The organism is Gammaproteobacteria bacterium, assembly GCA_009838035.1.
Lineage (GTDB): Bacteria > Pseudomonadota > Gammaproteobacteria > Steroidobacterales > Foliamicaceae > Foliamicus.
In genome coordinates this window covers 72,274-95,772 of the sequence record VXSK01000003.1, presented here as the reverse complement: position 1 = coordinate 95,772, position 23,499 = coordinate 72,274, and the positions used below count along the sequence as shown (strand labels likewise).

At 64.6% G+C, this 23,499-nt stretch carries 19 protein-coding genes; 13 read left to right on the top strand and 6 right to left on the bottom strand.

Features of this window, described 5'->3' with window-relative positions:
- Window positions 1–7: 7 nt before the first annotated feature.
- From F4Y72_02995 to F4Y72_02960, 8 genes are all read left to right on the top strand, one after another.
- Window positions 8–1,108, top strand: a complete 1,101-nt coding sequence (locus F4Y72_02995) for a hypothetical protein (protein MXZ27254.1) — start codon at window positions 8–10, stop codon at window positions 1,106–1,108.
- A complete protein-coding gene (locus F4Y72_02990; GenBank protein MXZ27253.1) occupies window positions 961–1,587 on the top strand; it encodes a TRAP transporter small permease in 627 nt (208 codons plus the stop codon). The genes F4Y72_02995 and F4Y72_02990 overlap by 148 nt, the downstream gene beginning before the upstream one ends.
- The gene (locus tag F4Y72_02985; protein MXZ27252.1) at window positions 1,584–2,876 is read left to right on the top strand and encodes a TRAP transporter large permease; all 1,293 of its coding nucleotides are present in this window, start codon (window positions 1,584–1,586) and stop codon (window positions 2,874–2,876) included. Before F4Y72_02990 ends, F4Y72_02985 begins: the two co-directional genes overlap by 4 nt.
- Before the next feature lie 120 nt (window positions 2,877–2,996).
- Window positions 2,997–5,489: a TonB-dependent receptor gene (locus tag F4Y72_02980; GenBank protein MXZ27251.1), complete on the top strand. Its 2,493-nt coding sequence runs from the start codon at window positions 2,997–2,999 to the stop codon at window positions 5,487–5,489.
- A gap of 66 nt (window positions 5,490–5,555) precedes the next feature.
- Window positions 5,556–6,974, top strand: a complete 1,419-nt coding sequence (locus F4Y72_02975; protein MXZ27250.1) for a sulfatase — start codon at window positions 5,556–5,558, stop codon at window positions 6,972–6,974.
- Window positions 6,952–8,322: an amidohydrolase family protein gene (locus tag F4Y72_02970; protein ID MXZ27249.1), complete on the top strand. Its 1,371-nt coding sequence runs from the start codon at window positions 6,952–6,954 to the stop codon at window positions 8,320–8,322. The genes F4Y72_02975 and F4Y72_02970 overlap by 23 nt, the downstream gene beginning before the upstream one ends.
- Window positions 8,323–8,329: 7 nt before the next feature.
- Window positions 8,330–8,824 carry a MarR family transcriptional regulator gene (locus F4Y72_02965; protein MXZ27248.1) on the top strand — a complete coding sequence of 165 codons (495 nt, stop codon included), beginning with the start codon at window positions 8,330–8,332 and terminating at the stop codon, window positions 8,822–8,824.
- A 105-nt stretch (window positions 8,825–8,929) separates the two neighbouring features.
- Window positions 8,930–9,724 carry a formylglycine-generating enzyme family protein gene (locus F4Y72_02960; protein MXZ27247.1) on the top strand — a complete coding sequence of 265 codons (795 nt, stop codon included), beginning with the start codon at window positions 8,930–8,932 and terminating at the stop codon, window positions 9,722–9,724.
- A 150-nt stretch (window positions 9,725–9,874) separates the two neighbouring features.
- Here the strand turns inward: F4Y72_02960 and F4Y72_02955 are convergent, their stop codons facing one another.
- Window positions 9,875–10,537, bottom strand: a complete 663-nt coding sequence (locus F4Y72_02955) for a hypothetical protein (GenBank protein ID MXZ27246.1) — start codon at window positions 10,535–10,537, stop codon at window positions 9,875–9,877.
- Window positions 10,538–10,573: 36 nt separating this feature from the next.
- On the opposite strand from F4Y72_02955, the gene F4Y72_02950 reads away from it, so the two are divergent.
- Window positions 10,574–11,614, top strand: a complete 1,041-nt coding sequence (locus tag F4Y72_02950; GenBank protein ID MXZ27245.1) for an alpha/beta hydrolase — start codon at window positions 10,574–10,576, stop codon at window positions 11,612–11,614.
- 57 nt (window positions 11,615–11,671) lie between these two features.
- On the opposite strand, the gene arsC is transcribed toward F4Y72_02950, so the two are convergent.
- Window positions 11,672–12,016 carry an arsenate reductase (glutaredoxin) gene (gene arsC / locus F4Y72_02945; protein MXZ27244.1) on the bottom strand — a complete coding sequence of 115 codons (345 nt, stop codon included), beginning with the start codon at window positions 12,014–12,016 and terminating at the stop codon, window positions 11,672–11,674.
- Window positions 12,017–12,107: 91 nt separating this feature from the next.
- Between arsC and F4Y72_02940 the strand changes: the two genes are divergently transcribed.
- The 3 genes from F4Y72_02940 to F4Y72_02930 are packed head-to-tail and all read left to right on the top strand — an operon-like array spanning window position 12,108 to window position 14,747.
- Window positions 12,108–13,154, top strand: a complete 1,047-nt coding sequence (locus F4Y72_02940; GenBank protein MXZ27243.1) for an alpha/beta hydrolase — start codon at window positions 12,108–12,110, stop codon at window positions 13,152–13,154.
- Window positions 13,066–14,205, top strand: coding sequence for an amidohydrolase (locus F4Y72_02935; GenBank protein ID MXZ27242.1), 1,140 nt, complete (start codon window positions 13,066–13,068; stop codon window positions 14,203–14,205). Before F4Y72_02940 ends, F4Y72_02935 begins: the two co-directional genes overlap by 89 nt.
- Before the next feature lie 2 nt (window positions 14,206–14,207).
- On the top strand, window positions 14,208–14,747 hold the full coding sequence (locus F4Y72_02930; protein MXZ27241.1) for a hypothetical protein: 540 nt from the start codon (window positions 14,208–14,210) through the stop codon (window positions 14,745–14,747).
- On the opposite strand, the gene F4Y72_02925 is transcribed toward F4Y72_02930, so the two are convergent.
- Together F4Y72_02925 and F4Y72_02920 are read right to left on the bottom strand one after the other, a co-directional pair.
- Window positions 14,737–15,999: an amidohydrolase family protein gene (locus F4Y72_02925; protein ID MXZ27240.1), complete on the bottom strand. Its 1,263-nt coding sequence runs from the start codon at window positions 15,997–15,999 to the stop codon at window positions 14,737–14,739. The genes F4Y72_02930 and F4Y72_02925 overlap by 11 nt on opposite strands.
- Window positions 15,996–16,880 carry a hypothetical protein gene (locus F4Y72_02920; GenBank protein MXZ27239.1) on the bottom strand — a complete coding sequence of 295 codons (885 nt, stop codon included), beginning with the start codon at window positions 16,878–16,880 and terminating at the stop codon, window positions 15,996–15,998. Before F4Y72_02920 ends, F4Y72_02925 begins: the two co-directional genes overlap by 4 nt.
- On the opposite strand from F4Y72_02920, the gene F4Y72_02915 reads away from it, so the two are divergent.
- Entirely contained in the window at window positions 16,879–19,059 is a 2,181-nt protein-coding gene (locus tag F4Y72_02915; GenBank protein MXZ27238.1) for a TonB-dependent receptor, read from the top strand. The genes F4Y72_02920 and F4Y72_02915 overlap by 2 nt on opposite strands.
- Before the next feature lie 36 nt (window positions 19,060–19,095).
- On the opposite strand, the gene F4Y72_02910 is transcribed toward F4Y72_02915, so the two are convergent.
- Complete coding sequence (locus F4Y72_02910) at window positions 19,096–22,302, bottom strand: efflux RND transporter permease subunit (protein ID MXZ27237.1); 3,207 nt, start codon at window positions 22,300–22,302, stop codon at window positions 19,096–19,098.
- Between the two features lie 3 nt (window positions 22,303–22,305).
- Entirely contained in the window at window positions 22,306–23,469 is a 1,164-nt protein-coding gene (locus F4Y72_02905) for an efflux RND transporter periplasmic adaptor subunit (GenBank protein ID MXZ27236.1), read from the bottom strand.
- Window positions 23,470–23,499: the final 30 nt, after the last annotated feature.

Sequence of the window (23,499 nt, the reverse complement as noted above, 5' to 3'; positions counted from 1 at the left end):
GGTGCAGATGGACCGCTCCGCCTGGCCTTACGGGCTGATCGGTGCGCTGATACTCGTTTGCGCGCCGCACGCGGCCGGCGCGGGGGAACCGATCGAGCTGGTGGTCAACCAGGTCGCGCCACCGAATCACTTCTACCACACCGACGTGCTCGTGCCCTGGGCCGGGGATGTCGCGCGGGTCACGCAAGGGCGGGTCAGGCTGAGGTTCAGCGTTGCGCCGCTGGGCAGCTATCGGCGCAACTTCGACATGGCCTGGGCCGGGCTGGTCGATATCGCCGGCGGCAACCAGAGCTCGACGCCGGGCCGCTTCGTCGTGACGCAGGTCAATGAAACGCCGTTTCTGGCCAGCAGCGACGTGGAGGCCCTCTCGGTCGCCTTGTGGCGCACACACGAGCGCTTTCTCCACCGCGCCGAGGAATTCGCCGGCACGCGCTTGCTGGCGCTGCACGCCAGCGGCACTCAGCACTGGTTCACGGTGGAGAAGCCGATCCGGCGGCTTGACGACATACGCGGGCTCAAGATGGCGGCGCCCAGCGACGTGGGCGCGCGCTTGCTGTCCGCCGTCGGCGCGATTCCCGTGTTCCTGACCGCGCCGGAAATACACGATGCGCTGTCGCGCGGAATCCTCGATGGCGTGAGCATGCCCTACAGCGGCGTTACCCGGTTGGGCCTGCAGCCGTATCTTCGCTATCAGACGCGCCTGGCCGGAGGCGTTGGGCTGAGCTTCGGGGGGTTTTTCCTGACAGCCAACGCCGGCAGCTGGTCGCGCATATCGGCCGAGGACCAGGCGGCGATACTCGGGATTTCGGGCGAGGCGTACGCCCGCCGGGCGGCGAAAGTCTTCAACAGGGAAGGGGCGGCGTCGGCCGAGGAAATGAGGGCGGCCGGCATCGTCGATGTGAAGACGGCCGCCGGGTTTGACGACGAACTTCGTGAGGCCACGGCGTTCCTGGACATCGAATGGATGGCGAAGGCCGAGGCCGCGGGGGTGGACGCCGAGGCCGCGCTTCAGTACTTCCGCGAGGAGGTGCGGCGCGAGAGCGAGCGGCTCGGCGGGCCGCGCATGGCAGGCGAAGTCCCGGGGGACGAAGGGGAGACCGCGCGGTGAAGGCTGTTCTTTCGCTCTCCAGGCGGGTCCTCCGGTGGCTCACGGGGAGCCTGCTGATCGTGCTGATGCTGCTGACTTTCGTCGACGTGATTGGCCGCTACTTCCTGGGCCAGCCCGTGCCCGGTGGTCACGTGCTCGTTCAGTGCCTGGTCTGCCTGCTCGTGTTTACCGGACTGCCGCTTGTGGTCCTCGACGACGAGCACCTGCGCGTGCGCCTGCTTGACCGGCGAATGACGCAAGGGCAGAGGAAGTGGCGGGACTTCGCCGTCAAACTCGTCATTGTCGGCGCCCTGGCGGTCCTGGCCGGCCAGATGTTCTGGCAAACGGCGTATTTTTCCGGTAACGGCGAGTATTTCGAGTCGATCCGCATCCCGGTCAGCTGGATGGCGGGCTATTCTGCGGTCACGACCGGCATCGCCGTCCTTTTCGCGGTCGGCAATCTTTTCACCGGGCCGGGGCCCGGGGAGGAGCAGGCGTGACCCTGTTCGTCGCGGCCGTCGTCCTGCTGCTGTTGCTGCTGCTGGCCGGCCTGCCGATCGCATTCAGCCTGGCCCTGGTCGGCGTGGCCGGGTTCGCGCTAGTGCGCGGTCCCGAGGCCGCCTTCATCATGATCGGCCAGGTCGGCCTGGACGCGGCCACGAACTACAACTTCTCGGTGCTGCCGCTGTTCATACTGATGGGCAATATCATCGGGCGCACCGGGCTTGCGCGGGACCTGTACGCGTGCGCCTACGCCTTTCTCGGCCATCGCCGCGGCGGCCTGGCGATGGCCACGATCGGCGCCAGCGGGGGCTTCGCCGCGATATCGGGCTCCAGCTACGCCTGCGCCGCGACGATGACGGGGATCTCCGTGCCGGAAATGCGCGATTACCGCTACGAGCCCGGTTTCGCCGCCGCGTCCGTCGCCGTGGGCGGGACGCTGGGCGTTCTCATTCCACCCAGCGTCGGCATGGTCTTCTACTCGCTGATAACCGGCGTGTCGCTGGCCAAGATGATGATTGCCGGCATTCTTCCCGGCCTGCTGACGATCGCGCTGTACATGCTCACGATCGCCGCCGTTACCCGCTGGCGGCCCGCCTATGGTCCTGCCGGTGAAAGGAGCGGCTGGCGCGTGCGCCTGCGTTCGCTGACCGGCGTGTGGCCGATCCTGGCGCTGTTCACGCTCATCATCGGCGGCATATACATCGGCATATTCACCGCGATGGAGGCCGCCGGCGTCGGCGCGGCCGGGGCCCTCGTGATTTCACTGATCCGGCGGCAACTCACCGTCGCCGCCTTGATGAAGGCACTGGTCAGCACCGTCAAGACATCGGTCAGCCTCTTTCTCGTGTTCCTGGGCGCGCTCCTGTTCGCCAACCTCGTGACCATTACCGGCGTGCCGGTCATCCTGCTGGAACTGATCTCGGATTCCGGTTTTTCGGCGATGACGATACTGGGAATCACGGTCCTCGTGTTTCTCGCGCTCGGCTGCATTCTCGAGAGCAGTTCGTTGCTGCTGCTCACCCTGCCGATCTTCTTCCCGGTGCTCGTCGGGGTGGGTTTCGATCCGGTCTGGTTTGGCATATTCGTGATCATCGTTGCGGAAATCGGACTCATCACGCCACCGGTGGGGATGAACGTTTTCGTGGTCGGCTCGATGTTGCCGGACGTACCCGTGCAGAAGATATTCCGCGGACTGGGGCCGTTCCTGCTGGCGGATTTCCTGCGGCTCGCGCTGTTGATCCTGCTGCCGGCCATCGCGCTGCTGCTGCCGAACCTGATGTCCTGAGCGCCCCCGGCGCACACGATTGACGGGCGAAAAGGTTTAGCTGTAAAGTGTTTCGTCCGTGATTCACAGAGCCGGCGGTGCCCCGGGGGGCGGCCAGGCGCAACCCAAAAGGGGGAAGAAATGACCAGAAGGACCGTTTTTTCACTTTTGCCCTTGCTCGCAATGAGCCTGCCGGCGTCGCTGCCCGCGCAGGAAGACGGCGCGCAGGCGCTCGAAGAGATCATCGTGACCGCACAGCGCCGCGAGCAGACCCTGCAGGACGTGCCCATCAGCATCACCGCGTTTTCCGCGGAGCAGATCGAACGCAGTAATTTCAAGGGCGCCAGGGACTTCCTGGAGATGACGCCCAACGTTGCGTTCACGGCCAACGATCAGCAGGGCAACAAGAACGGCGACATTTCGATTCGCGGACTGGGCGACCTGACCAACGGCGGCAACGAACGCCTGATCCAGTCCCGGCCCACCATCGGCTATTTCGTCGACGATTTCAGCACCGCCTTCGTGGCCAGCGGCAGCGCCAATCCGCCCCTGGACGACATCGAGCGCATCGAGGTGCTTCGCGGACCCCAGGGCACCTACTTCGGGCGCAACGCGACCGGCGGCGCCATCAATGTCATCTCGAAGAAACCCGACGAGAACGGCATGGCCAAGGTCCGGCTGGCTGTGGGCAACCACGGCGGTTACGAATACGGAGTTATCGGCAACGTGCCCGTCAACGACGAGCTGTTCGCGCGCGGCGGCGCGGCGTTCACGTCCAGCGACGGCTACGTGGAGAACCTGCATCCTACCGGCAACGACACGGGCTATGACAACCTCAACATGCGCGCCGCCGTCCGCTGGAAACCGGGCGACTGGACGATCGATCTGGCGGGGCAGTACATCGAGGAAGAAGACCACCAGCAGGCGCGCATACCGAGCATGTCCGGGCCGGCCGGGTTCCTTTTCAACGCTTCCGGCGGACCCGTGGCGAATGCGCCAACCTGCGGCCTGGGCGATTCGATATTCGCCGAGAACGGCAACAGCGACAAGATGTGCGAAGACCAGCCCGGATACACCGACGTCGAGAACCTGGTCCTCACGGCGAAACTCGAGTACCTGGGCTCGCGATTCGGCATTACAGCGATTACCGGCATGATCGACAGCGACATGTACCAGTACGAGGACATCGACAACAGCGGTATGAATTTCTTCAATCGGATTTCCGACTACGAGAGCGAGTCCTTCAGCCAGGAGGTCCGACTGTTCTCGACCGAACCCCTGATGATGGGCGCCACGCCCGTGCAATGGATGGTGGGCGCCATCGCCTACGACGATGAAGCCCAGGTGAACAACACGATCATCTCCGGGGCCGACGTGATCGAGGCCGGCAGGTTCCCGGGTGGAGGGCCGCTGGGCGCCACGACCCCGGGCGACCATCCCAATGAGAACGAAATCACGGTGCAGCGGGACGGCTTCGCGGCCTTCTTCGACCTCGGGTTCGAGGTCACGGACGCGGTGACGGTATCGGTCAGCGGCCGGTATTCGTCCGACGACGACCGTCAGTTCTGGCAGAACACCTACGCGTCCTTCGCTTGCGGCCGCCGCGCGGTGGTCGACGGCGTGCCGGCCCCGTTCCTTGACAATTGCGCGCTGCAACCGGAACAGGACGTGCTGATCTACACCGGCCCCAACGGCGCTCAGTTCACGAGCGGCGGTCGGTTCGACCAGACGGCGGGCAATCCCTATCTGGATACCAGTAACGACGGCAGCAACTTCTCACCCCGCGTGGCGCTCAACTGGAACTACAGCGACGATGCGTCCGCCTACGCGACGATCTCCACCGGCTATCGAGCGCCAGGGACGCGGACCGCGCCCGATGGCGTGTCACGCACCGGCGGTCCAAGCTACGACCCGCGTTCACAGTTCGACGAGGAAACCGTCACCAATTACGAGATCGGCTGGAAGGCCTTCCTGAACAATCGCCGCACCCAGGTGGAGGCCGCCGTCTTCCGCATGGACTGGGAGGACATGCAGGTCCGACTGGCGCAGACGCGCTGTCTGCCCGGGCAGGAAATCAGGCCCTCACCGGCGGACTGCCCGCCAAACGGGACCGGCTTCGCCCCGCTTAACGTCGTGGCGAACGCCGATTCGGCGAGCAGCCAGGGCCTCGAGGTCAGCGCCCAGACCCTGGTCGGCGATTCGATCACGCTGATGGCCGCGATCGGATTCATGGACGCCAAGTTCGACAGTTTCGCCAACGCGCCCCAGGGCGACGTGAGCGGCGAAGAGCTGCCCAGCGCGCCGGAAACGACAGCGTCCGTCTCCGGGCAGTATGACTGGGAAGCGAACGGCTTCAGCGGTTATGTGCGGCTGACGGCAAACTACCGCTCGGAAATGGTGGCCCGTTTCTCGGACATTCCGGCCTCGGTGTTTCCCCGGGTTTCGCCGTCGGCGACGATCGTGAACCTTCAGGCGGGACTGGACTGGAGCAATCACAGCCTGACGCTCAACGTGTCGAACCTGCTGGACGAGGACTATTACTCGGGCGTGGACAGCTTCTCGCATTCGGGCGCGGTCACGACGCCCGGCGGCCAGTTCGTCAATCTCGCCTGGACGATGACCGCGGACTTCTAAGCTACTTGCTTGAAACGGGCGGCGCGAAATTCTCCCCACGCCGCCCGTTTATCCTTGCCGGCCTCCATGAAGATCGTTTCGGCATGCAATTGGCGCGCCCGCCTGCCCAAAATAGCGGCGTCTGTGCTGTTCGCCGCGGGCTGCGCGGACCCGGGTGCGCTGACGGAAAACGCTCGTGAAGCGGACGCGCCGCCCGCCGGCGGGCCTATCGCTCATGCCGCTGCACCGCCGAATATCGTCGTAATCCTCGCCGACGATCTCGGCTACGGCGACATTGGCGCGTATGGCGCCAACAGGATCAGGACGCCGAACATCGACCGCCTGGCGGCGTCCGGACTGCGGTTTACGCAGGGATATGCGAGCGCGAACGTCTGCTCTCCTTCGCGGGCCGGGCTGATGACGGGCCGCTATGCGATCCGCTCGGGCCTGGCCTTCAAGGTGGTCGATGCCGAATCGACCCACGGCCTCCCGGAAGCGGAGGAAACGCTCGGCGAACTGGTGAAACGGCGGGGCTACAGGACGCTCTACGTGGGCAAGTGGCATCTGGGCAATTTCCCCGAACATCTCCCGCTCAAACATGGATTCGACGGGTTCTTCGGCGTTCCGGCAAGCAACGACATGCCGAATTTCACGCTCTACGACGGCGGCGTCCTGGTTGAGCAACCGGTCGAACAGAGCACTCTCACCCGGCGGTATACGGACCGGGCCGTGCGTTTCATTGCGGAGAATTCGGCCGCGCCATTCATGCTGTTCCTCGCGCACACCTTTCCCCACATCCCCCTCTACGCCTCCGGGGAGTTTCGCGGGAAATCGGCGGCCGGCCTGTACGGCGATACGGTTGAAGAGCTGGACTGGAGCACAGGGCAGATACTGGCGGCGCTCGAAGAGCAGGGCATTGCGGACAATACGCTGGTCGTCTTCACCAGCGACAACGGCCCGTTCTTCGAAGGCGGGACCGGCGGTTTGAGGGGCGGCAAGGGCACTTCCTGGGACGGCGGCTACCGCGTGCCCCTGATTGCGAGTTGGCCCGGGGCTATTGCTCCGGGCCGCGTGACCGGCACCATGGCAATGAACATCGACTTGCTGCCGACGATTGCCGACATACTCGGCCTTGAGACGGCGGCGGCCATGGTGGACGGGCGCAGCCTGCTGCCCGTGTTCCGGGGCGCGGACGAGTCCGCGCACGATTTCCTTTATTACTTCAACAACGAGCGGGTCGTGGGCGTGCGTTCGCAGGACTGGAAATACGTGACCCATGCCTACTATCTCGGCAGCCTCGGCGCGTTCGAGAAGTTCGACCAGCTTCCGGGTTTCGCCGCACCGTACGAGATGCTGCTGGACGCCGACGGCATCGATGGCGAAGCCTACAGCTACGCCGACCGCTTTCCGGGCATACTGAACGAACACAAGGAAGCGCTGAAGAGTGCCCGGCGTCAATTCGACGCGTTGCGAACGCGTGACCTTGAAGAAACGTATCCACGGTAACGGGGCCCTGGGGGGAACGATGGACTGGAAACGGCTTGTTGGAAGAGCGCTCGCCGGAGTGGTGCTGGTTTGCCCGGGACCGGCGTTCGCGGCTGAAACGGAATCTGACTGGCAGGAGCCGGGCGCGCTGGTCATTCATGCCGGAACGGTGATCGCCGTGCCGGGCAGCAACGTGCTCACGGACCAGACCATCGTCGTAAGCGAGGGAAGGATTGCCACGGTTCGGGACGGCTTCCTCGATCCGTCGGCCGCGGCGGGCGGCGCCGGCGCAAGCGTCGAGTATCTGGATCTGAGGGACGCCGTAGTGCTGCCCGGCCTGATGGACATGCATGTGCACCTGTCCATGGAGTTCGGCGTCGAGGGCCAGCGCAGTTACGGCGTATCGGACCCGTATGCGGTCCAGCATCGCACTGCGAAGGACGACGCCTATTTCATGGTGAACGCGATTGACAATGCCAGGAAGACGCTTGAGGCCGGGTTTACGACCGTCCGGAACGTCGGCGCCGACGGCTGGCATATCTTCGCGCTGCGCGACGGGATTCGCGACGGCCTCCTGACCGGCCCGCGCATCATCACCGCGGGACACACAATCCGGCTGGGCGCCGACGAGGGGCCGGGCGCCTGCTGGAGCGTGGAGTCCTGCCGGCGCGCAACGCGCGTTCAGATCGACATGGGCGCCGACCTGATCAAGGTCGCGGCCACCTGCAGCGGCTCGAAGCCCTGCGGCAATCAGTTCGCTCCCGCCGTCATTCTCGAGGACGAGTTTCGTTCGATTGTGGAGGTGGCCGGATCCCGCAAACTGAAGGTGGCCGTGCATGCACACGGGACCGATGGCATCAATCTGGCCGCGCGTCTCGGGGCGTGGTCCATAGAACACGGTTCGTTCAACAATGCGGAATCACACCGGATCATGCGCGAAAACGGCGTCTACCTGGTGCCTACGCTGGCCGTGCAGGACAACATCCGCGCGGACATCGTCGGAGCGGATGCCGACATGGTCGACCTGATGCGGAGCTTTCTCGACAATCACGGGCCCCGCATATTCGCCGCGCACAAGGCCGGCGTTACGATCGCCGCCGGCACCGACGCCGGGGTAACGAAGCACGGCAATAACGCCCGGGAACTCGAGTTGTACGTCGAGCACGGCCTGACCCCGGAGGAGGCGATTGTTACGGCCACCGTGAACGCCGCGGCGGTCATTGGCATGCAGGACGATCTGGGAACGGTGGAGCCGGGCAGGATTGCCGACCTGATCGCCGTTGCCGGCGACCCGCTCACCGATATCTCGGTGCTCATGAACGTCCCGGTCGTGATTCAGGACGGCCGGGTCGTCAAGGACGCGCGCTGAGGGGAACATGGACAAGCCGACCGTATTCGACCTGGTCCTGGAGTCGCTGCCGGATAAAGCCCACCATCGCCGCGCCTGGCTGGGGCTGCTCCGCTGCTTTTCGAGCATCGACCGGGTTCTGATGCGGCGCTTCTCGGAGAAATTCAATTCCAGCCTGCCGCGCTATGACGTCCTTACCGCCCTGGCGCTGTCGCCGAACGGCATGACGATGGGAGAACTCGCATCCAGCCTGATGGTCACCAAGGGCAACATCACGGGCGTCGTCAAGCGGCTGAAGCAGGACGGCCTGGTCAGAAAAATCACGTCAAGATCGGACCGGCGGATCCAGTCCGTGACCCTTTCGGCGGAGGGCAGGGCGCTTTGGGACGCCATGCATGCCGACTACGACGAAACGGTATCGGAGATTCTTTCCGGCCAACCCACAGAGGATCTGGACGCGCTGTCGGAAATGCTGGAAAACACGCGCGTCGCCGTCCAGAAGAAGACGCCGGCAGGACGGTAAATGCAATCGGCGGCCCGCCTGCGACGCACAGTGCCTGCGGGACTGGCGATCTCCGCTGCGCTGGTTTGCGGCTGCGGTGGAGCAGCTGCTCCCGACGCGCCGGAAATGCTGCTGGTTCCGGGCGGAGAATTCACGATGGGCGCCAACGATGGCCTGCCTTTCGAGGGTCCGGCGCACACAGTTGCGCTCGATGGGTTCCTGCTGGACCGGTACGAGGTCACGAACGCCCGGTTCGCCGAATTCGCCGATGCGACCGGTCATGTCACGGAGTCCGAAAGGCTCGGATGGTCCGGCGTCTTCGACACGCGGCGCGGCGGGTGGACCAGGGGCGACGGCGCCGACTGGCGCCATCCTTCGGGACCCGGCTCCTCGCATCGGGACATGGGCGATTACCCGGTCGTGCACGTTTCCTGGTTCGATGCCGCCGCCTACTGCGAATGGCGCGGTGCCCGGCTGCCCACGGAAGCGGAATTCGAATACGCCGCGCGTGGTGGTTTGGCCGACGTCCGCTACGCCTGGGGAAACCAGCTCACACCCGACAGGAGCCACAGGGCGAATCTGTGGCAGGGCGAGTTCCCGATCGAGGACCGGGGACAGGATGGTTTTTCGGGCCTGGCGCCGGTGGGGACCTTTCCTCCCAACGGGTTCGGGTTCCACGATCTGACGGGCAACGTCTGGGAGTGGGTCCAGGACTGGTACGCAGCGGATTATTTCGCGCGTTCTCCGAGGAAGAATCCCCGGGGTCCCGCCGGCGGGACCCAGAAGGTGCACCGGGGCGGGAGCTGGTTGTGCAGCGAGAACTACTGTCGAGGATACCGTCTGGAAGCCCGGATGATGACTCCCCCCGACTCGGGCCTGAACAACCTCGGATTCCGTTGCGCGGCAGATCCGCGAAATTGAGCCGGTGAAACGGGATCGCTCCGAGCCCGCCCTTCATTGTCCTCTTTCCTCCGGTGGACGCATGAACCCATCCATGGGGCTCGGCGGCGGCTCCTGCCGCCGACGCCCCCGGAGGAAAGAGGGCAATGAAGGGCTCGCGTATGCGTGTTCCTACCAGGGTTTCGCGGTTCCCAGGTAGGCGGCGATCAGCACCATCGCCAGGATACTGTGACTGCCCCATTGGGCCCGGCGTAGCGTGGCAATCAGTTGCCGCGGGTCGGGACCCGTTCCGGCGGCGGCATCGACGGAGGCGAACCGCACGGCCCGGGTTTGCCAGCGGATCCAGCCGCTGACGACCAGGATCAATCCGAACAGCAGGACCTTGGCGGCCAGCCAGTTCGTCTGGATCATGCCGTCGCCGGTAAATCCGACCACGGCGTCATAGACGTTGCCGAGGCCGATGACGATGCGCAGCACGCACTCGGACTTGTAGATTCGTTGCGCCCATGTCGAGGCTCCGGTCAGCTCGGACATCAGCGCGATGGCCAACCAGACCAGGCCCACCACCCAGGTGGCGATCAGCCAGCTTGAGGACATCAGCGTGTAGACGCCGAGGTCGGTGGCGATCTGCACGCCCAGGGGCAGGAGCAGGACCAGCATGATGGCGGAGACCGCGTCCGCGTAGCGCTTTACGCGCACCGCCATGGAGCGGGTGGCCTGATTGCCGGACGGCCCGCCGGCCATGCGCAACGCGTACAGCGCCGGGAGTTCGATGCCGACGATGACCGCAAACACCAGTACGTGCAGAAAGTTGAAGATGCCGTATGCAATCATGTTTCATTCCTGTTCCGGGTCCCGAGGTGGGACATAATGCCTGAAGGAGTCCCGGCGCCGATGGGGGGAGGGCCGGACATGAAAATTCTCAAGCGTGTATTGATCTGGATGGCCTGTTTGGTGGCCGTCGTGGTGCTGGCCGTCGCCGGGCTCGTCACCTGGTTCACCGTTCGCGGGGAAAGGCAGATCGCCGAACTGGAAATCGTCGACCGGCATGCCGATGCGCCGGGCCGATTTTTCACGATTGACGGTTACGAGTATCACGTCGTTATTCGCGGCGACGTGAACGCCGATCCCACCGGCGCTCCCATTCTCGTCATTCACGGTTTCGGGCCCACGGGCAGCAACGTCATCATGCCGCTGGCGTATGACCTGGCCGCCACCCGTTCCGTCATCGTGCCGGACATGCTGGGTTTCGGCTACTCCGAGAAGGTTGCCGAACCGGGCGAACACTTCACTGTCGAGGGCCGCGTGAAGGCGCTTCTGGGCTTGCTCGAAGATCTTGGTGTAGGGGAATTCGACGTGGTGGGTCATTCCTACGGCGGTTCGGTAACGGGACGTCTGGCGCTGACCGTGCCGGAACGGGTTCGCCGGGCGGTGTTTGTGGGTCCCCAGATCTACCCGCAGACCACGCCGGGCGATTTCGTCGCGTATCTGCCCCGGCCCGCGGCCCGCGTCGCCGTCTGGGGATCCCTGGGCGGGGGGCCCGGCAGCCTGGTCGGCCGGGCTTGCGCGGCCGACCCCGGGGTCTGCGATGCGCTCCGCATTGCGCGGGTAAAGGGCACGGTGGATGCGTTGCTGGCGATCAACAACACGCCAAGGGAATATGCGCTGCCCGGCGAACTGCCGAACGTGCAGCCCCCGGCGCTGTTCATCTGGGGCGACGACGACGCCATCGTGCCGCCGGAATCCATCGCCCGGGCCGCGGCCGCCATGGGTGCGGACACCTGGATAGTTCCCGGCGGCGGCCATTGGCCATTTGCGGTCGATCCGCCCGGCGTAACGGAGCGCATCCGGAGCTTCTTCACACTGGACCGCGGCTCTCGAACGGGCAGTACGCGTTCCAGTTCGGAATAATCCCGAGGCGTGGGAGGGCCTTCGGCGTCCGCTTCTACTATTCGTATTGACGGCGCGCTACAGAAGCTCCAGCACGCGTTCGGGGGGCCGGCCGACAACGGCTTTCCCGCGCGTGATGAATATGGGTCGTTCGATCAGAATGGGGTTCTCGACCATCGCCCGGATCCGCTCGTCGTCGGACACAGTGGCCGCCTTCAGTCCGAGCTCGCGGTACCGGGCCTCGCCGCGGCGCATGAGTTCGAGCGGTGTGATGCCCAGTTGATCCAGCAGCTCGCGCAGCGCAGCTTCGTCGGGCGGATTTTCCAGGTAGCGCACGACTTCCAGTTCAACATCGCGTTCCTGGAGAAGCGCGAGGGCGGCGCGTGACTTGGAGCAGCGTGGGTTGTGGTAAAGAACGGCCATGGCGAATCCGGTCGGTTGATTTCAGTGCGGGGCAATAGTACGCGATGCAACGCGTTGTAGACTTCCCCATTCAGCGGAGGGGCTTGTTGTCATGCAGCACTTGATGCGGCGGCTTGACGCCGGCCGGCGGCGGGCAGTCGCGGGCCGGATCGCCATGGTTCTGGCTCTTGCCGCCAGCGCCGGCTGCATGCCGCTCTTGTATACGGAAAGCGTGCCGGCCGCATACAAGACGGAATCGGGGCCGTACGGGGTTCAGGTGATCGACAATCACGTCCTGCCGGCGGAAAACGGCCAGCGCAGCCTGCGGGCGCGCATCGCGTTTCCTCAAGGCGAGGGTCCGTTTCCGCTGGTCGTGTTCTCGCATGGCTTCGCCTGCTACCGCGAGAGCTACTCGGGGTTGACGGACCACTGGGCCTCGCATGGCTATGTGGTCGTGCAGCCGGAGCATCCCGACTGCCCGACGTCGCCGGTCAGGCTCAGACCGCAGGACGCCACCCGCGTGCACTACATCCGGATTTCCGACGTCGAGCGCGTGCTCGACTCGCTGTTCGCGCCCGGCGAGGAAATACCGGGACTGACCGGCAACATCGACTACGGCCGAAAGGTCATGGCGGGTCATTCCTTCGGCGGCATGATCGCGCAGATCGTCTGGGGGCAGCCCCTGAGGGACCCGGAAACTTCCGAGGCCGTGAGCCATGCGCGGGACTTCGATGCGGCCATCATCATGAGCGGTCCGGGGACCATGCCGCAGATGGCCGACGGCGCCTTCACCGGATTGTCCGGGCCGATGCTGGTCAGCGGCGGCACCCGGGATACGCGCAACGCTGGCGATGGCGTCATCTATCCCTGGGAGTGGCGCCTGCAGGCGTACGACCGCAGCCCCCCGGGGAACAAGTACTCGGTGGTGCTGGAGGAAGGCGACCATTATCTGGGCGGGCTCATCTGCCGCGACGACCGGGGCGGGCCGCAAAACCGGGGCGGCGCGCCCGATGTCGAAGGCCAGACTATCCTGGCCGGCGTATCGACGGCATTCCTGGACGCCTGGCTGAATGAGGACGCGGCCGCAAGGCGGTTCCTGGAAGAACTCGACCGGCATGCCGGAATCGCCGGGGGACGCGCCCGCTTTGCCCGGAAATAAACACAACCGAGGAGGAAGCGTAATGAAGTTCAGGCATTGCATCATTGCGACTGTCGCGTTTTGTGCCGCTGGTTGGGCCAGCGGGCAGGAGAATATGGGAATTGCCGTCAACGGCGAAAGGCTTGCCGTGATCGACATGCACCTGCATACCGGGACCTGGGCCGGGACGCCACCCCGCTTCAGGAAACGCCTCACGGACCGCGTGCCGACGGGGTTCAAATGGACCATGGGCGTCTTCATGAACAGTCGCCTTGACGGCGACAGCATACTCAGCACGCTGGACGACGCGGGGATCAGTGCCGGAGCGGTGTTCGCGCTGTGGAGTCCGGCCACCACCGGCATCGCCACCAACGACCATGTCGCCAAGCAGGTCGCGGTGAATCCCGACCGTCTGTTCGGATTTGCGAGCCTGCGGGTCGACCACTGGAACCAGGACGGACCCGAGCAATTGCGGCAGATGGAAGAGGCGATCGAGAGGCACGGCATGGTCGGCATCAAGCTCGCGCACGGACACCAGCAGGTCCGTCTGGACGATAAGCGCTTGTACGGGGTGTACGAGATTGCCGCGCGGCAGGGCACGCCCATTTACCTGCACACCGGCACCAGCCCGAATCCGGGTACGCGCACCGAGCCGGCGTATTGCGATCCCGCCTACCTGGAGGACGCCATCCGGCGTTATCCCGGCGCGATATTCATACTCGGCCATTCCGGCTACGACAGTTTCAACCGGGCGCTGACGCATACCGACTCGGCGATCGATCTCGCCCAGCGATATCCGAACGTGTACCTGGAACCCGGCGCTTTGGGCGCCGAGCGGGCGGAACACGTGCTGCACGACTACCTGGAACGGATTCGGGCCGGCGGCGTCATCGAGAAGCTGATCTACGGATCCGACGGCCCGCAGCTTCCCGGCTACGTGCAGTCGCATCTCGACGCGTTCGTCGCGGGGATGCAGGAGGTCGGTTACACGACCGGCGAGATGCGCCTGATCCTGGCCGACAATTTCACGCGAGTCTTCGGCATGCCGAAGATCGTCCTGGAGGATCAGTAATCATGATCGGACAGCGAAACGACTGGAACGGGTGCATGACCCTGTTCCGCTCCCTGTCGGCTAGGCGCGTGCGCGAATCGGCGCCGCTTGTTCTCGCGGCGCTGTGTTTCGGCTGCGGTGGAGAGGATCCACCGCCGCCGCCGATTCCCGTGGAGCTCAGCGTCACGATTGACGCTCCGGCAGAAGTAGACCCTGCGGCGACGGTGCATCTGTCCCTGTATCACGCATGGACCGGCGACGGGGACCTGCGTTATCCGCTCGAAATCATCAAGAGCTACGAAATACCTTTCGGCTGGTTCAATCTTAAGTTCGATTACCCGGTCGAAGCCGGTGAGGGCCTGATCGTTTACGCGTGGGTCGATTCCGACGGCGACGGAGCCAACTGCACGCCGACGGTACGCGGCGACCTGGCCGACCTGGTCGAGGTCCAGGACTTTCCCGCTGAACAGGTATCGGTTTCTCTGTTGCTTGACGCGCCCTGCGCGGGACCGGACTGGTTCTTCCCGGGACCCGAGCCCCAACAGGCGCCGGTTATTGACTGAAGACCTGTCCGGCCTTCATCACGAAGTGCACCCGCCCGAACTCCTCGGGGTCTTCGCGGGGGTCGCCGGGCACCGCGACGATGTCCGCGAACTTGCCCGGTGAAATGGAGCCCAGATCGTCCCATTCATTCAAGAGCACGGCGGCGTTCCGGGTCGCGCTTACGATCGCCTCCACGGCCGGCATGCCCGCTTCCACCATATAGATGAATTCCTTCCAGTTGTCTCCGTGGGGAGACACGCCGCTGTCGGTGCCGAACGCGATCGGGACGCCGGCGCGGTACGCCCTGGCGAAGGTGGCCGCAATGACGGGGCCGATCGCCGCGGCCTTGGGACGCACGACGTCGGAGAAATAACCCTCGACCGCGGACTTCTCGGCCACGAACCTGCCGGCCATGATGGTGGGCACATACCAGGCGCCTTTCTCCTTCATCAATTCCATGACTTCGTCGGACATGTAGGTGCCATGCTCGATCGAATGCACACCGGCCGCCACCGCCCGCCGCATGCCTTCGTTGCCGTGGGCGTGCGCTGCGACCCGATACCCGTAGTCCGCGGCGGCCGTGACGATCGCGGCGATTTCTTCCTCCGTGAATTGCGGGTTCAAGCCGCTCCTGGCCTGGCTGAGCACGCCGCCGGTGGCCGTGATCTTGATCAGGTCCGCTCCCTCCTTGTAGCGCGCCCGCACGGCCTTGTAGGCATCATCCACGCCGTTGACGACGCCTTCCTCCGGACCCGGGTCGCCGCGCAATTCGCGGTTGACGCCGTTGCTGGGATCGGCGTGTCCGCCGGTGGAGGCGAGACTCTTGCCGGACGTAAAGATCCGGGGGCCGACGATACGGCCTTCGGCGATCGCCCGGCGGATCGACTGGGCAAGGCCGTGCCGCGTGCCGAGGTCACGAACGGTCGTGAATCCCGCCATCAGTGTTCGCTCCGCATAGGGAACCGCCCGCAATGCCGAGTCCGCCGGTTCCAGAGTAAAGGTTTCGACGAACCGGCTGGGGCTCTGCTGGCTTGCGATGTGCACGTGCATGTCGATCCAGCCGGGCATGACGAAGGAGCCGGTCAGGTCGATATCGGGTTCGCCCGCGTAGCCAGGCTGCACGGACAGGATCCGTTCGCCGTCCACGACGATGGTTGCGCCGTCGATGACTTTGCCGGCGGTGGAGTCAAACAGCTTGCCGGCGTGAATGACCGTCTCCGCCCAGACGCTGCCGGTCAGGAACAGCGCCAATATCGATATCGAGACTCTCATGATCGGCGGGCCTTGGTGGCCGGCCCCGAGGTTCGCGGCCTGGAGAAATCGGCCTCTGCTTCCAGCTCTCCGCCCGGGTTGGCATGGCCCGTGGTGAAGGCCTCGGCCCAATCGCCCAGGCGGCTGTGAAAGTCCGGCCAGTCGCGAAGATCTTCACGGTCGCGGTACATGGCGAACGGCCGTATCGTGCTCTCGTAGAAGTCCACCATCGCGTGCGGGCGGTACTGGGTGGATTCATAGCGGTTCCAGTGCCGGACCTGGTCCAGCGGCCGGCGGTAGCGGCGGTCCTGGCTCTTGACCGGGTAGCCGACAGGTATGGTGCCGTAGGCCTTCATCCATGGCGGATAGCCGAGCTGGGCGGACAGATCGCGGTTGATGGTGTCCTCGCCTCCGCCGGACAGCCACGCGGACGTGAGCCCCTCCGCGGTCACGCCGAGCTGGATGTTCTGGATCGCCGCTCCCAGCGAGCAAAGGAAGATCGCCTCGTTGTTGTCCTTGTATTCCTGCTCCCATTCCGTGCTGGTCGGTTGCGGAAAGCAGACCTTCCAGCGCGGGTCTCCGAGCACCAGGATGATCGCTACGGTGTTCTTGAGGTATTCTTTGCCGACCGCCGGGAAACCCCTGGCATGTTTGACAAGCTGTCCGGCCTGCTTGAGAAATACCTGCCGCACGGCCTCGCGCATGTCTGGATCGTCCACCACGATGAAGTCCCAGCACTGGCTGTTGGCGCCGGACGGCGCCCAGCGCCCGCAATCGACGATCCGGTCGAGCGCCTCGCGCGGGACCGCCCGCCCGGGTTCGAACTTGCGAGTGCTGCGGCGTCGCTCAACGACGCTCCTGAAGTCTTGTTGTGCTGTCCCTGGGTTATTTTCTGAAGTCATGGCCTCTGTTAGAGTTGCGGTTTCGAGCGGGGGAGCTATGACAAGAGTCTACATTTTCTGTCTGGCGCTTGCGTGCGCGCCAATGACAAACATGGCGACGGCCCAGGAAGAGAGCGACGCCGTCATCGAGGACATCGTCGTTACCGCGCAGAAGCGGGAACAGTCGTTGCAGGAAGTGCCGATCGCCATTACCGGCATCGATGGCGACGAACTGATCGGCAACGGTGCGGACAATCTGGCCGATCTGAGCGGAATAGCGCCGAACGTTTCGATCGCGGACCTGTTCGTTCCGAATGTGGCGCAATTCTCGATACGCGGAATCGCTTTCGGCGATCCGGACGCCAACGCCGAGTCGAAGACGGGCGTCATGGTGGACGGAGTACCTCGCACCCGAACGATGGGCCTGCTCACCAACGCGTTCGACGTCGAGCGGATCGAGGTTCTCCGCGGCCCGCAGGGCACGCTGTTCGGACGCAACAACCTGGCGGGTACGGTCCGGATCGTTTCCCGGCGCCCGGGAGAGGAATTCGGCGGTGATTTCAGGTTTGCGCTGGGCAATTACGACTTGCGAAAAGCCCATCTGGCGATCGATACGGGTGCATTTGCCGGCGGGATGTTCAGAGCGCGCCTGGCGGGCGCAAGCGTGGACCGGGGCGGTTTCTACACCAACTCGTTCAACGGCAACGAACTCGGCAAGAGGGACTCGAGAGGCGTCAGGGCAACCCTGGATGCGGAATTCGGGGCCCTGGACGCCACGCTGATTCTGGATTCCGAGCAACAGGACAGCTTCGGCGTTCCCCTTAACAACTACGTGCTGGAGCCGGACGGCGAGCGTCTCGACGGCGATCCCTACACCGTGCGCCATGATTATGACGGTTACGGCGAATCCGACAGCAGCGGCGTTACTTTCCTGTCCAACTACGAAACGGATTACGGACTCTTCTCGCTGATCGCTTCGGCCCGTGAACTGGATTTCGCGACCTACGCCGATTACGACGGCCGTGCGGGCTTTAGGCCGCCGCCGCCGCTGCCGCTGCACGTGGGTTTCGTCACTGCGCACGAACAGCGAAGCGCCGAGGTGTATTTCAGCGATTTGCATAGCGAGCGCTTCGATTACGTGCTGGGGCTTTATTTCGTCGAGGAGGAACACGTCACCGACATACTGCAGGCCCTCCTGATCCCGCCCTTCGACCGCATGGTGCCGGCCACGATCAACAGGCAGGACGCGCGCTCGCTTGCGTTTTATGCGCAGACGGACATCTGGCTCACCGACAGGCTCGCGGCCGTTCTCGGAGGCAGGCATACCCGCGACGAAAAGGACTTTGATTCCACCATATTTTTCCCGAGAAGGACGCAGGAGTTCGCCCGGCAGGCGGATTGGAGCGATTCGACCTGGAGGGCCGGCTTCAACTACTTCGCCGGGGAAGACCTCATGCTGTACGCGAATGTGTCAACCGGCTACAAGGGCGGGGGATTCAATTCCCGGGCTACCCTGCCGCAAAACCTGGGACCCTATGACCCGGAATACGTAACCAACTACGAGGCGGGCATCAAGGGCGCCTTGCTGGAGGGCCGCCTGCGCATCAATGCGGCCGCGTTCATGATTGAATACGAGGATGTCGCCGCGGTGGTCCGGCGGCCGGGTCTGACCCGCAGCGGCACGGACTCCATCCTGGAAAACCTGGGCGAGGCCGAGCTGTCCGGCCTCGAACTGGAAGCGCAGTTGGCGATCAATCGCAGTCTGGCCGTCAGCCTCAACGCGGCCTGGCTGAATTCCGAATGGACCGAGTTCATGGCCGACCTGAACAACGACGGGGTCGTGACGGACAATTCGTTTTTCGATCTCCCCGCCGCGCCCGAATGGAGCTTCTTCGCTGCGGTGGACTACCGTGCGCCGATGAACGCGGGCATGCTCCACTGGCACCTGGAAGCGCGCTACAAGTCACGCCAGGCGATGCTGGCGCAGACCAATGCCGCATTTGCGCGCCGCCCCGCGCACTCCCTGATCAACGGATACGTGGCCTGGGCGCCGCAAAGCCGCCGTTACCGCGTGTCGGTCTATGGCAGAAACCTGACGGACGAACTCTTTCGCGGCTCCGCCTATCTCGGCCTGTTTCCGCTGAATACCTTCAGTGCGCCACGCACTTTCGGCGTGGAGGTGCAATTCAACCTCTTCTGACAGCCGGCTGATACCGCCTGTGCGGGCGGGCGCTTGTCAGGCTGTCAGGCCTGGTCCGACCTCGCCTCCGGAAGATGCGCTCTGGCCGGGTCCCAGGATCGCCTCGCGGGTTCCGTCCACGATCAGAACCAGGGCCGGCACGAAGAAGAGCAGGGCGGCGCCGGCTGCGATCAGCCCTCCCGCCATGCTGACCACCATGGGCAGCAGCCCTTGCGTCACTTCGCTCTTTCCGTAAATCACGGGCATCAAGCCGACTATGGTCGTGATCGTGGTCAGGAAAATCGCGCGGAAGCGTTGCCGGGCGGCGGCGCTCACCGCGGCGATGGCCGGCGTGGCTGCGGATTCCGCCCGAATCCTGTTATACCGGTCCATGAGTACCAACGTGTCGTTCACGACCACGCCGCCCACCGCAACCATGCCGAACACGGACGTTATCGACAGATCGTAGCCGAGCACCACGTGAGCTAGCAGGCCGCCGGCAATGGCGAACGGCAGACCGGCCAGCACCAGCGCGGGCTGCCAGTAGCTGCGCAGCTGCACCGCCATAAGAAAGTACATGAACAGCAGCGCCAGCGGGACCGTGAAGCGCAGAATCCTGTTGACCTCCGATTGCCCTTCACCCCGCCCCTGACGGACGACCCTCAGGCCCTCATACCTGCCTGACAAACGGGGAGCCACGTCGTCCTCGATTTCCGACATGACGGCGTTGGGCGAGGACAATCGGCGATCGACGCGGCCGCTTACCGTCGCCGCGCGCACGCCGTCGATCCTCGTGAGGGTCGAAAAATCGCGGGTCTCAATGATCCGGGCGACGGCGGACAGGGGAATCTGCGCGCCGCCGGGCCGCAATATGCGTTCGTCCAGCAATTCACGGACGCTGCGGCGGCGCTCCTGCGGATAGCGCGCCATGACCCTGATTTCTTCGCGGCCGCGCTGAATGCGCTGCACCTCGGCGCCGTAGAAACGGTTCCTGAGCTGCATGGCCAGTCCGGCGGGCGACAGGCCGGCGGCGATGCCGGCCTCGGTCAATTCCAGGTCGAACTGCCGCTTGCTCTCGCCCAGCGAATCCTCGACCTGGAAGAGTGCGGGTATATTGCCGAACGCGCCCCTCAGATCGTTCGTCGCCGCTACAACGGTGTCTTCATCCGGATGCACGAGCGCATACTGGATCTCGGCGTCGTTGGGGATCAGCGCCGTGTTGTAGCGGATGCTCTCCACCCCCCGGACCTGTCCGGCATTGAGGCGCCACATCGTCTCGAGATCGGCCGGCCTCAGCGACCGCTGCGATTCGTCCCTGATGTGCATGGTCACGGAAGCCAGGTGGGTCCCGTAGGTCGATTTCTTCGAACCCTGGATCCGGTAGGCGCCGAAGTGATGTCCGACTACCGCTGCAACCGTGGTGACCGGATCGTCGCCGGCCTGCCTGTTGGTCGCATGGGCGGCCTCGATCAATTGCTCCGCGGCGGCCCACGTGGTCTCGTATGGCGTTCCGGTGGGAAACACAATGTCCGCCTGAATGCGATTCGCGTCCGCCGTGCGCAGGAACATCCACTGCGTTCCCGCCATGGCCACAAGCGCCACTCCAATGACCAGCACGACGCTGGTGACTATGGTGAGGTAGGGGCGGCGCACGGCCGAAGCGATCGCGCCCACGACCCATCGGTCGCGCAGGTTGTTCAGGCGTTTTCGCACGCTGACCTGTATGCCGGTCAGTGGCGGCCTGCTCCATGGAGCGCTGTGCGACAGGTGCGCAGGCAGAATCAGGAACGCCTCGATCAGTGAAACGGAGAGCACGAGCACGATGATCAACGGCATCGTGTTGAGCATTTGCCCGGTCGGGCCAAACGTGAATGCGAGCGGAACGAAGGCGATCATTGTCGTGAGCACGCCCACCGTGACCGGCGCCACGACCGCGTTCGCCCCCGCAATCGCCGCCCGGGTCCCCCGGAGGCCGTTTTCCCGCTGCGTCGCGATGCTCTCGCCCACAACCACCGCATCGTCCACGACGATGCCGACCGCGAGCAGCAGCGTGAATAGCGTGACCACGTTCAGCGTCAGCCCGAAGGCCGGGAAGAACAGCAGCGCGCCCAGCATCGAAGTGGGGACGCCGATGGCTACCCAGACGGCGATCCGAAAGTCGAAGACCAGTGAAAGGAACAGGAATACCAGTGCAAAGCCGAGAAGGCCGGCGCCGATCACCGTACGGAACTGCGCCCCGGTAAGCGCCGTGTTGTCATCCCAGACGAATACGCTGGCGCCTGCGGGCGGCTCGTAGTTCTCGATCAGATTCCTCGCTTCGGATGCGAGTTGCGTCATGTCGTGAATGTCCGCGGCGCGGATGTTCAGGAACATCGCCGGAACGCCGTCCACTTCCCCGTCCACGTCCACGTCGGCGAAGCCGTCGATGACTGTCGCCACGTCCCGCAGCCTCACGATCGTGCCGTCGATGTTTGCAATCAGCACGACGTCCAGGAAGTCCTCGCCCACCATGCGTTTCTGGTCGGTGCGCAGGATCAGTCCGCCCGCATCCGTACGCAGCTCTCCCGAGGACACGTTGAGCGAGGACTCGCGAATCGCCCGCGCCAGCTCGGAAATGGTCAGGTTGTTGCGCCGCAGCTGCTCCTCGCTGACGACGATCGAGATTTCCCGGTCCGCCGCCCCGAACAGGGAAACCATGGACAGCGACGGCAGCGCCAGCAGGTCTTCCTGCACCCGCTCGGCGGCGGCCCGCAGTTCCGTCCTGCTGAGAGCCGTCGAGGTTACGGCAACGGTCATGATGATCCGGTGCGCCTTGGTCAACACGATTTCCGGTTGCTCGGCGTTGAGTGGCGGGAATCCTTCGATGCGATCGACCGCCGACATGACGTCGTCGAGGACGGTAACCGGGTCCGCAAACGGTTCCAGTTGGACGGTGACGGTTCCCAGCCCCTCGGTGGCCGTGGACGTAACCCGCCTCACCCCTTCGACGGCGATCAGGTTTTCCTCCAGCCGGCGGTTGACGCTTTCCTCGACTTCGGCGGGCGAACTGCCAGGGAACGGGACCGTTATGGAGATCTGACGCGAATCCAGGTCCGGATAGTCCTCGATTTCGAGATTCGAAGCGGCGAAAAGCCCACCGCCCAGAAGCAGCAGCATCAGCAGGTTGCCCGCTACGGTATTTCGCGCGAAAAAGGCGATGATGTCGTGGAAGGGGTTATTGCCCTCGGCGCCGGGAGTGCCCGGCGTGTGCGCCGCCTGATTCACGCCTTATTCCCCCCGGAAGTTTCGTGATGCATCCACTACCGTCACGGAAACCCCGGGTTCCGCGGCAGGGACGGCCCCCAGCACCACGCCATCCCCGGTATCGAAGTCCGAAACAATCCAGCCGGCCTCGGTGCGGCCCAGCGATCGGGGCGTTACGGCTTCAAGCGCGCCGCCGCGAACCACCCACACCGTCCCGTTGGCCTGCTCCGCCGCTTTCGGAAGCAACAGCGAGTTCTCGAATGCCGGGCCCTCGATCGACAGGTTGACGAAGGTTCCCGGCGCCGGAATGTTTGCCAGCGGGACCGAATCGGCGAACTTTACGTAGAGGCGTACCAGGCGGCTGCGCCGGTTGACGATCGGCGCCACGCGATCCACAAGGGCGGGAAAGAGCTCTCCATTCGCAACAACCCGCACTGCTCTTCCCTCGGCCGGGTCCAGGTAATCCAGATCATCCAGGGAAATGGGCGCCTCCACTTCCAGGGACTCTCTCGAAAACGCCAGGCCGAAAGGCTCCAGCGGACCGACGAGCTGTCCCCGCATCGCGGTCGTTTCCACGATCCGACCGTCAAAGGGCAGCGAGTAGCGGGTTCGCGCCAGGTCCAGTTCGGATTTCTCCACCGCCGCCCTGGCGGCGTCCACCCGGGCCTGATAGCGTGCGATTTCGGTTTCGTTGTTGACCAGCGGCGGAACCGGCCGGCCAGGGTTCCGGCTCTGAAACTCTTCGCGCTTCTCCTCGGCCCGCAATTCCCGCCAGCGCAAGCGCGCCTCCTGCTGCTGCAGGAGTGCTTTCTTGACCTTGAGGTCGATCTCCAAGTCGGTCGGGTCGATCGTCAGCAGGGTCTGTCCGGCGCGAAATGTCCCTCCGCCACGCAATGCCGGGGAGACGGAAAGCACACGTCCGGCAACCTGGGAACGCAGGCCGACCTTGCCCTGGGCCCGCACTTCGCCGGTCAGGGAAACGCTGAGGGAATGTTGGCCCCTGACCGGATGCGCAACGGCGACCTCCGGATCCTGCATCTGGGCTCGCACTACGGATGTCTGCTGACCGCCCATTTCCGGAGCACGGGCAAAATAAATGGCTACGGCGAATACCGCCAGCACCAGTGCGATCTGCGCAATGCCGGCGAAGCGCCGACGCTCGCCCGTATCTTTGCCGTTGCCGTTCATTGCCTAATCCCCCCGAGCTCAGGTGCCGGT

Bases quoted from the DNA above. Each gene is read 5' to 3' on its own strand.
- F4Y72_02995 (MXZ27254.1), top strand. From the start codon at position 8: ATGGACCGCTCCGCCTGGCCTTACGGGCTGATCGGTGCGCTGATACTC.
- F4Y72_02990 (MXZ27253.1), top strand. From the start codon at position 961: ATGGATGGCGAAGGCCGAGGCCGCGGGGGTGGACGCCGAGGCCGCGCT.
- F4Y72_02980 (MXZ27251.1), top strand. From the start codon at position 2,997: ATGACCAGAAGGACCGTTTTTTCACTTTTGCCCTTGCTCGCAATGAGC.
- F4Y72_02975 (MXZ27250.1), top strand. From the start codon at position 5,556: ATGAAGATCGTTTCGGCATGCAATTGGCGCGCCCGCCTGCCCAAAATA.
- F4Y72_02965 (MXZ27248.1), top strand. From the start codon at position 8,330: ATGGACAAGCCGACCGTATTCGACCTGGTCCTGGAGTCGCTGCCGGAT.
- F4Y72_02960 (MXZ27247.1), top strand. From the start codon at position 8,930: ATGCTGCTGGTTCCGGGCGGAGAATTCACGATGGGCGCCAACGATGGC.
- F4Y72_02955 (MXZ27246.1), bottom strand. From the start codon at position 10,537: ATGATTGCATACGGCATCTTCAACTTTCTGCACGTACTGGTGTTTGCG.
- F4Y72_02950 (MXZ27245.1), top strand. From the start codon at position 10,574: ATGCCTGAAGGAGTCCCGGCGCCGATGGGGGGAGGGCCGGACATGAAA.
- arsC (MXZ27244.1), bottom strand. From the start codon at position 12,016: ATGGCCGTTCTTTACCACAACCCACGCTGCTCCAAGTCACGCGCCGCC.
- F4Y72_02940 (MXZ27243.1), top strand. From the start codon at position 12,108: ATGCAGCACTTGATGCGGCGGCTTGACGCCGGCCGGCGGCGGGCAGTC.
- F4Y72_02935 (MXZ27242.1), top strand. From the start codon at position 13,066: ATGAGGACGCGGCCGCAAGGCGGTTCCTGGAAGAACTCGACCGGCATG.
- F4Y72_02930 (MXZ27241.1), top strand. From the start codon at position 14,208: ATGATCGGACAGCGAAACGACTGGAACGGGTGCATGACCCTGTTCCGC.
- F4Y72_02925 (MXZ27240.1), bottom strand. From the start codon at position 15,999: ATGAGAGTCTCGATATCGATATTGGCGCTGTTCCTGACCGGCAGCGTC.
- F4Y72_02915 (MXZ27238.1), top strand. From the start codon at position 16,879: ATGGCCTCTGTTAGAGTTGCGGTTTCGAGCGGGGGAGCTATGACAAGA.
- F4Y72_02920 (MXZ27239.1), bottom strand. From the start codon at position 16,880: ATGACTTCAGAAAATAACCCAGGGACAGCACAACAAGACTTCAGGAGC.
- F4Y72_02905 (MXZ27236.1), bottom strand. From the start codon at position 23,469: ATGAACGGCAACGGCAAAGATACGGGCGAGCGTCGGCGCTTCGCCGGC.